Here is a 12,879-nt window from a genome sequence, read left to right as displayed (position 1 = left end):
GATACCAGTCACCCCCCTGACTGATATCCCTCGCGCCGCTTCGTTTAGGCTGTCCTCTCGCTCGCCCTCCGCTTAGCCTTTTCTGTCCCCCTCTTGCCGAAGCGCTCTAGGCCTTAGGCTAAGTCGTCTCGAGGGCGGCTTAGCCACTCCCAAGACAAGCCAATCCACCATCCCCGCCTTAGCCTAGACATCTGGCATCACAAGCGGGCTAGTCGCCGCACGCTTCGCCCAACGAAGCCGCTACGCGAGCTGTCCACGAGGGCTCTAGCTAAATTTCATTATCTTTGCGCTAACTCGTCAGCAAGCCTCCCACAAAGGAGTCCTCCGTCCAAGGCGAGCACCGGGCCCTCGTAGTTCAACGGATAGAACAAGAATTTCCTAAATTTTAGATAGCAGTTCGATTCTGCTCGGGGGTACGCACGACAAAGCCCACTCAGGCCTGCAGCAGCAACCTGAGTGGGCTTCGCTCCTTAATAGACTTAGTCTCAAAGCCTAATCCGAGCCTCCCTCTCCCCCAGCCGAGGGCCATCCCCAAGAATAGGTATTTTATCGCCAGATAGAGCGCGGCTATAGGCTTTGGCCTACCTTTGCACTGACCGAAGCTACCGCTTGCCCCTGGCCGAGCTAACTACTCCCCCATCCCATCCACGAGTGCCTAGCCCTGACAGCCCAAGCTACGCCGCGGTCCCCCGCTGGTGTGCCCTCGCTCAGCGCCCATCGGGAGCATCATTCCTTCATTATTACTAACCGCCCCCATGCCCTAGGAGCATAGGGGCATAAAACCAAGCGAAACGCAATGAACAAGCTGATGCAGCAGGTGCTGCTGGCCGCCCTACTCCTCCTCGGAGTCAGCTGGAGCGGCAGCGCGCAGCAGACAGCGACGACAGGAAGTATCGTGGGCACCGTCGTAGACGCTTCGACACACGAGGCCCTTCCCTTCGTCCAGGTATTCATCACGGGTACTACGCTCGGCACTACGACCGATGCCAATGGAGCCTTCTCACTGACCAAGCTCAAGCCTGGCACCTACTCCCTCCAGGCACGACTCGTCGGCTACGCCTCCGAGCAGGTACGCCTCTCCGTCACCGCAGGCCAGAGCCGCCACCTCGACCTCTACCTCAAGGCGCAGAGCATAGACCTCGATGGCGTCGTCGTCTCGGCCAATCGACACGAGACGATGCGGCGTAATGCCCCCAGCCTCGTGACCGTGCTCTCGCAGGAGCTCTTCACCAAGACCAACTCCGAGAACCTCAGTCAGGGACTGCGCTTCCAGCCCGGGCTGCGCATCGAGGACAACTGCCAGAACTGCGGCTTCAACCAAGTGCGTATCAACGGTCTCGAGGGCGCCTACTCGCAGATCCTCATCGATAGCCGTCCCGTCTTCAGCGCCCTAGCAGGCGTCTATGGCCTCGAGCAGATCCCCGCCTCGATGATCGAGCGCGTGGAGGTCATCCGTGGAGGAGGCTCGGCGCTCTTCGGGGCGAATGCCGTGGGAGGCGTCATCAACGTCATCACCCGCGAGCCTCTGCGTAGCACCGCCACGCTCAAGCAGAGCATCACCAGCTACGAGCAGTCGGACCATCGCTATACCACGCCCATGCCTGTGACGAGCTACAATGCGAGCCTCGTCAGTGAAGATAGACGCGCTGCCGTCATGGTCTTCGGGCAGCACGCCCGCCGTGGCTTCGTCGACGTCGACGGGGATCAGTTCACCGACATCCCCGAGCTCAAGCAGCGCGCCCTCGGTCTGCGTGCCTACTACAAGACGGGTATCTACAGCAAGCTCACGGCCGAATGGCGCTCCATGCACGAGTATCGCCGCGGCGGTGACCGCCTCGACGAAGCTCCCTTCCAGGCGCGCATCGCCGAGTATCTCCAGCACTTCATTAACGGCGCTAGCCTGCGCTTCGACCAGAATACGGCCGAGGGCAAGGATAGCTTCAGCCTCTACGGATCGGGCCAGCAGGTGCTGCGCAAGAGCTACTACGGCGGGGGTGACTATGCCGAACAGCTGCTCAAGCCTCTACGCGAGCTGCCTCGTGGCGCTCAGGGTAGCGCCGAGGAGTCGGCCTATCAGGAGGCCTACGATGCCGCCTTCAAGGCGCTGACCTCCTACGGCCAGACCAAGGGCTTCGACTTCCAGGCAGGCGGCACCTACATCCACCACTTCGACCGCCCCTGGACACTCACGGCTGGGGCTGAGGTCAGCTACTCGCTGCTCAACGATAAGAGCGGCTACCGCGCTCAGGGTATCGACCAGAAGACCTGGACCTGGAGCCAGTATGACCAGCTCGAGTACAGCCTCGACCGCTGGAGCTTCCTCCTCGGTGGCCGCCTCGACTACGTGCATCTGACGCAGGGGGGCAAGAAGAGCATCGACCCGCTCCTCATCCTCAGTCCGCGTGCCAACGTACGCTTCGCACCCACCAAGGACCTCGGCCTACGCCTCTCCTATAGCGAGGGCTTCCGCGCCCCGCAGTTCTTCGACGAGGAGATGCACGTGACGCTCGCTGGTGGTGAGCCCAAGGAGCGCGTCCTCGGCAAGGACCTCCGCGAGGAGCGCAGCCGTAGCCTCAGCGCCTCGGCCGACTGGTATACCGCCTTCGGTAGCTGGCAGCTCAACCTCATGGGAGAGGGCTTCGCCACCTTCATCAAGAATAAGTTCACCGCCGACAACGAGGATGGCGTCCTCGACCCCAAGACGGGGAAGAAGGTCATCACCATCGTCAACGCCGCGGGCAGCCCCAGCCAGGTCTACGGGATCAACCTCGAGGGACGCCTGGCGTACCGCCGTCTCCTCGACCTGCAGGCAGGACTGACGCTCCAGCGCAGCCGCTATGGGGCGGAGAAGACGCTCTTCGAGCCCAGCGACGAGACGCCCACGCAGGCGACCATCACCACGCGCGACTACGAGCGTACACCCAATGTGTACGGCTACTTCGCCGCTACGCTGCGCCCCAGCCGGCCGCTGAGCTTCACCCTCTCGGGCACCTACACGGGCTCGATGAAGGTACCCCACGAGACCTACGAGGGCTTCGATGGGATCGCCAGCGCGGCTAAGCCCGACAGCCGTGGAGCCTTCGACTACACCGACGCAGCAGGCACGCAGCACCGCGGCCTGGCCCCAGGCTTCGCACAGCTCACCACGACCAAGCCCTTCCTTGATCTCGACCTGCGCATCAGCTACGCGCTAGACCTCACCTCACTGGTCAAGCTCACGCTGGACGCTGGTATACAGAACTTCCTGAACTCCTACCAGCAGGATACCGACAAGGGACCTGGCCGCGCCTCGGCCTACATCTACGGCCCCACGCGTCCACGACGCCTCTACCTCTCGGCGACCTTCGACCTCTAGCGAGGTGCCACAGCAGGGAGCAGAGAGCGAGCGCCCCTCATACAGCAGCGCCCCCAGCATCCGATCGAGATGCTGGGGGCGCTGCCCTTATACTGTGAGGAGTGTGTCTAGCGGCCGAAGCTCCACTTGAGCCCAAGCGTCGGGGCTACGATCCACTGAGGGGCATCGACGTTCTTGGACACGCGCAGCTCCGTGCCTACGCTGAGGTTGAAGTCGGGTGCGACGCCCTTGATACGGTTCAGATTGCACCACAGCTGCGGCTGGGACATGAACTTGAAGGTCGTGCTTCCCCAGCCTGGTGCCTTCAGCTCCTGACGCCACCAGCTGAAGAAGCCCGTCGCCGTGAAGAGCTCCGAGGCCGAGGCGAAGCGCCAGACACCACAGAGCTCGAAGTTGTGCGGCTGCTCTGCCCCCTTAATATACTTGTAGAGCGGGATGAGCTGGAGCATCGTGCGGCGTGTAGGACTGAGGTAGGTGTAGCTCCCGCCGAGCATGAAGGCATCGTTGAGGGAGAAGGCGGGCTTGGTCCGCTCCGTGCTCGGGGCGTAGTCTCTGAAGCGGAGGCCCCCATCATAGCGGAGGTGCAGGGCGAAGGGCGCGCGCCAGAAGCGGAGGTTGCGCATGAACTTCCAGTTGGCATTCACCGCACCCTGATCACGCCAGGACATGTCCACGAAGTAGAAGGTATCGCCGAAGCGGTCGAGGCTCTGCTGCTCGACGGTAGCCGTCATCATAGGACGCTCGCGCTGCACCGTCGGGTAGAGGGCGCGGCCGAGGTCGTAGTGCAGCTGGATATTCTGCGCCTTGAGGAGCGGGGCTGCCGAGACGAAGAGGAGGCCAAGGAGTGGGCGAGCGACGAGGAGAAGGCCTCGGCCGTGCTGGGACTGGCGGAAGCGAGACATCATCATGCTGAGGAGCTATAGACACGAGCGCAGCCAGTAGCGGGAGCTACCGACTGCGCTCGCCTGTCATGAGGGAGACGCTAGCGCCTAGAAGAGCTTGGTGGGGTACTCACCGGCGTCGACCAGTGCCTGGATCTTGGCTACGACCTCGGGGCGGTCAGCAGCGTAGGTCACGCCGAACCACTGGTCGGGCGTATCCAGCACCTCGACCGAGATCTTGCCCTGAGCTACGAGGAGGTTGACGGGCAGCGGGATGAAGTACTCGAACTTAGGGTTCGTGTCCAGCGCCTGGAGGAAGTGGCGGAAGAGCTCATTGGAGTGGCGGAAGTAGTCGGGAGTGAAGCCCCACATGTTCATCGACACGGGCGTGTTCTCCTCGAGGTACTGCTTCTGACCTTGCTCGTCCTCGAAGAAGATGCGTCCATCCTCCCCGCGAGCGATGGCCGTGCGCTCTACGACCTCCGTCAGGAAGCCCTTGGCGTCGACCTGGCAGACGCCACGCGCTACTGTACCGCTCTCGCTGAGGGTATTGCCCACACGATAGCCAACCATGCAGTACTTACCCTCGCTGTCGGAGAGGCTACGGAGCTTGTCCGCCAGCGCAGCGAAGCCATGACGACCGTAGAAGTCATCGGCGTTGATCACCGCGAAGGGCTCCTTGACGACCTCCTCAGCCATCATGACGGCGTGGTTGGTACCCCAGGGCTTCTCACGCCCCTCAGGGACAGTGAAGCCCTCAGGCAGCTTGTCCAGGTCCTGGAAGACGATCTCGACGGGGATCTTGTGCTCGTACTTGGAGACGATCTTCGTGCGGAACTCCTCCTCGAAGAGGTGGCGGATGACGAAGACGACCTTGCCGAAGCCAGCACGGATAGCGTCGTAGATGGAGTAGTCCATAATGGTCTCGCCCGAGGGGCCTAGACCATCGAGCTGCTTGAGACCGCCGTAGCGGCTACCCATACCTGCAGCGAGGACAACGAGTGTAGGTTGTTTCATTGTACTTATAGTGTTTAGGAGTTAGTGATGACGCATTAGCGGCGGCGCCTGCGGCTCTTCGTGGCCTTGCCCTTAGAGGACGTGTGCTTCTGCGCCGCCTTGGCACTGTGCTTGCCAGGGATAGATAGGCTCTGACCTACGCTGAGCTTGTCGGAGCGAAGTCTATTGGCCTTCTTGAGCTCCTCGACGGTGAGTCCGTGGCGATGGGCGATACTGGAGAGCGTCTCGCCCGAGCTGACCTTATGCTGGCGGCTCGTGGTGGCTGGCTCAGCCTTAGAGCGAGTGCGGGAGCGGCTGGAGCTGGTCTCGGCCTCTGCCTCCTCCTCGCTCGTCTCCTCGCTCGGGCTCTGCTTCCGACGTGCGGAGGCCTGCTGGTCAGGCCCCTCGAGGTTGACACGCAGCTCGGGGGAGACCACAGCCTCGCCGAGACTATCGAGCTTGAGGATGGCTGTCAGGGGTAGGCGTACCGAGGCGTTATTCCCTGGGATGATGCCGCTACGGTATTGGGGGTTGAAGGTGGAGATCGTCTCCCGATCCAGCCCTGTAAGCTCGGCGATGCGGTCGAAGGTCACGCGGTGCGGCGTCACGTAGTAGTCGGTAGCCAGCGGACGCCCCAGCTCGCGCGGCAGGATGCCGTAGTGGCGCGAGTAGTGCATGGCGAAGTAAGCCCCGATGAAGAGCGGGATGTAGCGACGCGTCTCCCCAGGGAGGAAGCGGTAGATGTCCCAGAAGTTCGGCTTGAGGAGCCCGGAGCGCTTGATGGCACGATTGACGTTGCCCGGGCCGCAGTTATAGGCCGCCAGCACCAGCCACCAGTCGCCGTAGATCTTGTAGAGGTCCTTGAGGAAGCGGCTCGCGGCCTCCGTGCTGCGGATGGGATCCATGCGCTCATCCACGAGGCTATTGATGTTGAGCCCATAGGCGCGGCCCGTGGGGAGCATCAGCTGCCAGAGGCCAGCGGCCCCAGCGGGGGAGATGGCCTTGGGATTGAGCGCCGACTCGACGATGACCAGATAGCGTAGCTCCATAGGCAGACTATGCTTGTCGAGCGCTATCTCTATATCGGGGAAGTAGAGATCCGAGAGGGCGAGCATGGAGCTCAGCAGGCCGCGGCGACGGTAGAGGTAGAGCTCGATGGCCTCACGCACGAGGGGATTGTAGCTGAAGCGCATCACCGAGGGTATGCGGTTCAGCATCCTGATGTAGGTACTGTCGGCAGTGTAAGGGACGGAGACGGAGGCGGGGAGGGCGGGACTGGTACGCGCGGTACCCTTGCGCCCATAGCCGCTATACCACTGCTCCAGCAGGCTCTCTACGTCGCGGTCTAGCGAAGCGGGGAGCGTGATGGGATCGAGCAGTGCTGAGGATAGGGAGAGCGAGAGCGGAGATCCCTGCTGACGGATGCTGTCGCGCTGTGCCCAGAGGGAGGGCGAGAGCGTGAGGAGAAGCGAGAGAAGGGATATCCTGAGGAGGCTCTTCATAGAGGGAGTCATTAAAAGGTAAGGCTACAGTTGACCCCCAGCTGTAGTGCGGGTCGGGGTAGCGCAGGCACGGCTATCTCTGGGCTGAGGCGCAGCGATAGGTCGGGAGAGATGTCGAAGGTGTAGAGCTCGGCATCGACATAGGCGTCGAGGAGCGAGAGGCCATAGACCAGCACCGTGGCGACGATGCTGAGGTCGCGGTAGCGACGGTAGTAGTCGTTGCCGCGCTTGAGCGTCGAGCGGAGCGAGCTGTACTGCGCGTAGTCCTCGGCCTTGGCGCCCGCGGGGGCGAAGGCCAGCCAAGCGGTATTGGTCGCGGGGTCGGCACTCATGATGTCGCGATAGGCCTCATGGTAGTCGCGGTACTGGCGGTTGTTCCAGCTGATGGCGTAGTAGCAGGCCGTGAGTGCGCCCCAGACGATGGGGAGCTTCCAGTACTTGCGATTATAGATCTGTCCGCCCCCAGGGAGGAGCGCCCAGAGGAGCGCCTTGGTCGAATTGGGCTGCCAAAGCGGAGCTATCGCCGTCGCCTGGGGCGAGAGCTGCACCTGCTGTGGTGCCTCGGGGACACGCGCGAGGCTATCGTAGCGTGCGACGAGTCCGCGGCGCGGTGCTTCGTCCCCGACATAGCGCGGAAGGCCCTCGAGCCCCGCACTCACTAGGGAGGGATAGCTACGCAGCGTGAGGAGGCTGTCGGGAGCTGCAGCTCGGGCAGAGGCCGCACCGAGGAGGAGGGCAAGGCCGAGGAGGAGCAAGGGACGATAGCTGGAGGCGGTCATAGACGGAGGGCTAGTGCTGTACGCGCTCGAGGAGCTGCATGATACGCTCCAGCTCCTCATCGCTGGAGAAGGGGATCGTCAGGCGTCCCTTACCCTGAGCGTTGCAGCGCAGGGTGACGCGCGAGGCGAAGACCTGTGCCAGGTGCTGCTCTAGGATCTTGTAGTCCGCACGTGCAGAAGGCTTGGGGGCGCTGGCTGGCTTAGCCGTGGGGAGCTCCTCACCGCCCTGCTGGACGGCACGGGCGAGCTCCTCGACGGCGCGCACACTCAGCTGCTCCTGCTGGATGAGGGCGTAGAGCTCGAGCTGCCGCTCGGTATCCTCGATCTGCAGGAGGGCACGGGCATGGCCCATGTCGATGAGGCGCTGGGTGAGTCCCAGCTGGATCTCGGCGGGCAGGCGCAGTAGGCGCAGGTAGTTGGCCACCGTGGTACGCTTCTTCCCTACGCGCTCGGCGAGCTCCTCCTGCTTGAGGTGCTGCAGGTCGATGATCTGCTGGTACGCTAGGGCGATCTCTATGGCATTGAGGTCCTCGCGCTGGATGTTCTCCACCAGTGCCAGCTCCATGAGCTCCTCGGCGCGTACGGGACGGATGTAGGCGGGCAGACGCTCGAGCCCCGCACGCTGGGCGGCACGCCAGCGGCGCTCGCCCGAGATGATCTGGTACTGACCGCCCCCGAGCTCCTGCACCGTGATGGGCTGGACGAGCCCTAGGGCGCGTATCGAGCTCGCGAGCTCCTCGAGGCGCTCCTCGTCGAACTCGCGGCGAGGCTGATTGGGATTAGGCTGGATCAGTGAAATACTCAGCTCCTGGATCGAGGCGGCCCCGCTGAGGCTGGCCATAGGCTCATCGGGGAGGAGGTTGCCGAGGCCGCGCCCGAGGACGCTCTTAGTCTTCATTGCCATAGCGTCTACTTCTTAGTCTTATTGATCAGCTCGACTGCCAGCTGGAGGTGATTGACGGCGCCGCGACTGTCGGCATCGTAGAGCAGGGCAGGTAGCCCATGGCTCGGCGCCTCGCCGAGCTTGACATTGCGCTGGATGACGGTCTCGAAGACGAGCTCCTTGAAGTGGCTCTTGACCTCCTCGTAGATCTGATTGTTGAGGCGCGTACGGCTGTCGTACATCGTCATCAGGAAGCCCTCGATCTCGAGGCGCGGGTTGAGGCGCTGGCGTACGATACGTATGGTATTGAGCAGCTTGGAGATGCCCTCGAGGGCGAAGTACTCGCACTGCACGGGGATCAGGACGGCGTCCGCCGCTACCAGCGCATTGATCGTGATCAGGCCCAGCGAAGGGGAGCAGTCGATGAGGATATAGTCGTAGCGGTCTACGAGTGGCTCGAGGACGCGGCGCAGCTTGTGCTCGCGCTCGTCCTGCTCCATCAGCTCGATGTCTGCCCCCGCCAGATCGATGTGCGAAGGCAGTAGCTCGAGGCCGTCCACGATGGTAGGGATGATGACCTCGGAGGCCGCGAGGCCGCCGCAGAGGCATTCGTAGATCGTCTTGCCGAGCTTGAGGCTCTCGACGCCCAGCCCTGAGGAGGCGTTGGCCTGCGGATCGGTATCCACCAGCAGCACGCGCTTGTCGAGCGAGGCCAGCGAGGCTGCCAGATTGATAGCTGTCGTAGTCTTCCCTACGCCACCCTTTTGGTTTGCTAAGGCGATGATTCGTCCCATTCCTATGGTCTCCCTATAGTCTATTATCCTTATCCTATTCTATTTAGCCCGGTTTGAGCCAGGCGCTATAGTTCCTAAATAACTTCCAAATTTACGACTACTCGCCGACATAGACGACATCTCTAGTGCCAGCAACCCTCCTTCGCCCTGGCTCTGAGGTGAAAACGCAGCCTCCTCCACCCTCGGTATAGCGAGGCTCCCAGCCCAACTGAGGCCAAGAGCAAGCGCCCCCACCCTACGGCACTCGGCTTCCTCCTCCGAAGCCCTCCCCATCCGCCGACCTATCCCTCAGCGCTCTGAGGGATAGCAGTCAGCGCCGTAAGGGGTATCAGTCAGACGGCTGAGGGATATCAGTCAGCGCGCTGAGGGATAGCCCTCAGGCTGGGCGGGCTATGCCGAGCGCTGAGCAAGACTAAGGAGCGAACTTAGCCTCCAGCGTATCGAGGCGCCCCCCCTAGCTTCTCGCAGCACACTCGTCCATGCCGCTCCGCTCCCCCTCACTCAGCCCCCGAGGGAGCTCCAAACTTGGCCTCAAGGAGAACTTTTCAGCCTCTCAGCGAAAAAACTTTTCGCTCTGAAGGCTCGCTAGTCCTAGCCTCACGATAGACACATAAGACACTAAGCAAGAGCGAATAAAAACAAGAACACCACCCTCCTTTAGCTCCTAGCGCACCCATAAATTAGGGGGAGCGCGTCGAGATGCTTTACAGAAGTTTGCATATATAAATAAATGTTGTATCTTTGCAGTGTGTTTTTCATGGTATTAGATTTAAGGTTAACTGGAATAGGGGGTGTCGGGAGACAGTCCCTATTCATTTTATAAGGCCCTCGACAAAGGAGGGTACCTTGGGCTCAGGAGTAGCTCCCAGCTGCAGCGCAAAGCAGGACTCCCCCAGCCTCCCCCATAAGTCCCAAAGGAAACACGAAGCCCCATCAAAAAGCTAGGCCGAGGTGCAGCGAGCACCTCGGCCTAGTTTGCTTACTGGTCTAAGTATCAGCTCAGCGAGCTAGTCGACCTGACGCATAGGCGGCTTGACGACCTCGGCCGCGAGCTGACGCCCACGTACCACGATGTAGATCTCCGTGCCGGGAGCGCTGTACTCCTTAGCCACATAGCCCATGCCGATACCGACCTTGAGCGTGGGCGACATCGTCCCTGAGGTCACCTCGCCGATCACCTGACCCGAGGCATCAGCGATCTCGTAGTGCGCGCGGGGAATGCCCTTGTCCTTGAGACGGAAGGCGACGAGCTTACGCTTGATCCCCTCGGCCTTCTGCTGCTCTAGGAGGGCGCGTCCGGGGAAGTGCTTGTCGTCCTTGAACTTCGTGATCCACCCGAGGCCCGCCTCTAGGGGTGAGGTCGTATCCGTGATATCGTTGCCGTAGAGGCAGAAGCCCATCTCGAGGCGGAGCGTGTCGCGTGCGCCCAGGCCGATAGGACGGATACCCTCGGGCTTACCTGCCTCGAAGATCGCATTCCAGATCCGCTCGCCATACTGGGGATAGAAGTAGAGCTCGAAGCCCCCAGCACCCGTATAGCCCGTGTTGGAGATGATGACCTCGGGGCAGCCAGCGAACTCCCCGACCTTGAAGGTATAGTAAGGGATCTCGCTGAGGTTGACCTCCGTGAGACGCTGCAGTACCTGGGTAGCTAGAGGCCCCTGGACAGCCAGCTGCCCGACATTGTCGGAGCTGTTCTCGAGGATAGCCCCAACCTTGTTATTGGCCTGGCACCAGGCCCAGTCCTTGTCGATGTTGGCCGCATTGACGACGAGCAGGTATTTCTCCTCCTCATAGTGATAGACGAGCAGATCGTCGACGATCCCTCCGCTAGCGTTGGGGAAGCAGGTGTACTGGATATCGCCGACACCGAGCTTGGAGGCGTCATTGCTGGTGATGTCCTGGACGAATTGGAGCGCCTGAGGCCCCTTGACCCAAAACTCACCCATGTGCGAGACGTCAAAGACACCTACGCCCTTGACCACTGTCATGTGCTCGTCGATGATCCCCGTGCTGTACTCGATAGGCATGTTGTAGCCTGCGAACTCGTGCATCTTAGCCCCCAGGGCTTCGTGCAGAGCAGTGAATGGAGTTGTCTTCATGTTCTTGGAAGCGTGCTCTAATATAAAAGTTAGTTGTACTACTGACCCAAAGGTACTAAGAACAAACGAAGTATCCACCTTCGCCCCCTAAAGGAGCAGCACCCCGCCGAGCCCTCCCCCAGCAGCGTCCCCACCATGCCCTTCATCCAGAGCCGATAGAGCCCCCGCTGCGCCCGAAGCCAAATGCCACCGAAGCGCAAGGGGAAGCATACAAAAAGACGGCAGGCATGATCTCTAGATCATGCCTGCCGTCCTAGTGGTAGCGAGAGGGGGACTTGAACCCCCGACCTTCGGATTATGAATCCGACGCTCTAACCAGCTGAGCTATCTCGCCGCCTCTTATCGCTTAAAGCACTGCAAAGATAGAGAAAGTAAACGAACTATCCAAATGCCTCGTCCCCCAGCATCTAAAGGGATTAAAGGTGTCTAAGGGCTGCCCCCAAGGCTTGGGGATGACTTAGAGCAACTTGAGCTCCAGCGAGGCGGGATCGAAGTCCAGCCACTGCTGCACCCACATCCCAGGCCTAAGCTCCTCGGGAGGGTTGGAGACCGTGAGCCCGAGGAGGCGCACCGAGCGCCCGGAGAGCTCCACGCCCCACAGCAGCGTGAGGGCCTCGGCCTCCAGCTCGGCCTCCTCGAGGAGATGCGGCGCGGAATAGGCGCGCGACTGGACGGAGAAGTCGGCGAACTTGAGCTTGAGCGTCAGCGTACGCCCTCGGAAGGAGCGTCGCTCTAGCCTCCTCTTAAGGTCGGAGAGCACCTCGAGGAGGCGCTGCTCGAGCTCCAGCGGCTCGGCGGTATTCGTCTCGAAGGTATGCTCGCAGCCTATGGACTTGCGTACGCGCTCGTACTCCACGGGGCGCTCGTCTATACCGCGAGCATAGTCATAGAAGGTCTGTCCAGCCTTACCGAAGTGCCGCTGCAGCTCCTGAAGGCTGCGCGCCCTGAGGTCAGCCCCCGTGCGTATCCCCAGCTGGTGCATGCGCCGTGCCGTGGCACGTCCCACGCCCCAGAAGCTCTCCACGGGCAGCCGCTCGATGAGCTCCAGCGCTTGGTCGGGGTGTATGGTACAGAGGCCGTTGGGCTTACGCTCCTCGGAGGCGATCTTCGCCAGGAACTTATTATAGGAGACGCCCGCCGAGGCCGTCAGCCCGAGCTCCTCCCAGATGCGCCGCCGCAGCTCCTTGGCGATGTCCACCGCGAGGGGGATGCCGGGCTTATTCTCGGTCACATCGAGGAAGGCCTCGTCTAGGGAGATGGGCTCGATGATATCGGTATAGTCGTGGAAGATGCTATGGATAGCCGCCGAGACCTCCTTGTAGCGCTCGAAGTGCACGGGCACGAAAGTGATGTGCGGGCAGCGCTTGCGCGCCTCTGCCCCTGACATCGCCGAGCGCACTCCATAGCGACGCGCCTCGTAGCTCGCGGCACAGACCACTCCTCGATGCTCCGCCCCCCCAACGGCGATGGGGATACCACGCAGCTCCGGATGATCATGCTGCTCTACCGAGGCAAAGAAGGCGTCCATGTCGATGTGTATGATCTTGCGCATGAGGACTCGCTTGGGAAAAGGGCTATGGGTAGGGG

9 protein-coding genes and 2 tRNA genes are annotated in these 12,879 nt (G+C 61.7%); 2 read left to right on the top strand and 9 right to left on the bottom strand.

The genetic code is table 11. The features are described from left to right. The first annotated feature begins 344 nt into the window (after positions 1–344). Positions 345–416: transfer RNA gene (locus J4862_RS02520), tRNA-Arg, on the top strand. 380 nt (positions 417–796) lie between these two features. Then, the gene (locus J4862_RS02515; RefSeq protein ID WP_211789170.1) at positions 797–3,355 is read left to right on the top strand and encodes a TonB-dependent receptor; all 2,559 of its coding nucleotides are present in this window, start codon (positions 797–799) and stop codon (positions 3,353–3,355) included. A gap of 107 nt (positions 3,356–3,462) precedes the next feature. Here the strand turns inward: J4862_RS02515 and J4862_RS02510 are convergent, their stop codons facing one another. The 9 genes from J4862_RS02510 to dinB all read right to left on the bottom strand — a co-directional run bounded on the left by J4862_RS02510 (position 3,463) and on the right by dinB (position 12,844). Next, positions 3,463–4,263, bottom strand: coding sequence for a DUF5020 family protein (locus tag J4862_RS02510; RefSeq protein WP_249107439.1), 801 nt, complete (start codon positions 4,261–4,263; stop codon positions 3,463–3,465). An 81-nt stretch (positions 4,264–4,344) separates the two neighbouring features. Beyond that, complete coding sequence (locus tag J4862_RS02505) at positions 4,345–5,253, bottom strand: sugar phosphate nucleotidyltransferase (protein WP_211789169.1); 909 nt, start codon at positions 5,251–5,253, stop codon at positions 4,345–4,347. 35 nt (positions 5,254–5,288) lie between these two features. After that, positions 5,289–6,734, bottom strand: coding sequence for a lytic transglycosylase domain-containing protein (locus J4862_RS02500; protein ID WP_211789168.1), 1,446 nt, complete (start codon positions 6,732–6,734; stop codon positions 5,289–5,291). Between the two features lie 11 nt (positions 6,735–6,745). Further along, positions 6,746–7,513 carry a DUF5683 domain-containing protein gene (locus tag J4862_RS02495; protein WP_249107438.1) on the bottom strand — a complete coding sequence of 256 codons (768 nt, stop codon included), beginning with the start codon at positions 7,511–7,513 and terminating at the stop codon, positions 6,746–6,748. A gap of 10 nt (positions 7,514–7,523) precedes the next feature. After that, positions 7,524–8,417, bottom strand: a complete 894-nt coding sequence (locus J4862_RS02490; protein WP_211789167.1) for a ParB/RepB/Spo0J family partition protein — start codon at positions 8,415–8,417, stop codon at positions 7,524–7,526. A gap of 5 nt (positions 8,418–8,422) precedes the next feature. Continuing rightward, positions 8,423–9,190 (bottom strand): ParA family protein, encoded by a 768-nt coding sequence (locus tag J4862_RS02485; protein WP_211789166.1) that lies wholly within the window; start codon positions 9,188–9,190, stop codon positions 8,423–8,425. A gap of 1,007 nt (positions 9,191–10,197) precedes the next feature. Continuing rightward, positions 10,198–11,292, bottom strand: a complete 1,095-nt coding sequence (gene gcvT / locus J4862_RS02480) for a glycine cleavage system aminomethyltransferase GcvT (RefSeq protein ID WP_211789165.1) — start codon at positions 11,290–11,292, stop codon at positions 10,198–10,200. Positions 11,293–11,549: 257 nt separating this feature from the next. Further along, positions 11,550–11,626 (bottom strand) — tRNA-Met (locus J4862_RS02475). A gap of 123 nt (positions 11,627–11,749) precedes the next feature. Continuing rightward, the gene (gene dinB, locus J4862_RS02470; RefSeq protein WP_211789164.1) at positions 11,750–12,844 is read right to left on the bottom strand and encodes a DNA polymerase IV; all 1,095 of its coding nucleotides are present in this window, start codon (positions 12,842–12,844) and stop codon (positions 11,750–11,752) included. Positions 12,845–12,879: the final 35 nt, after the last annotated feature.

The organism is Porphyromonas sp. oral taxon 275 (assembly GCF_018127745.1).
Lineage (GTDB): Bacteria > Bacteroidota > Bacteroidia > Bacteroidales > Porphyromonadaceae > Porphyromonas.
This window is presented reverse-complemented; position numbering and strand designations above follow the sequence as displayed.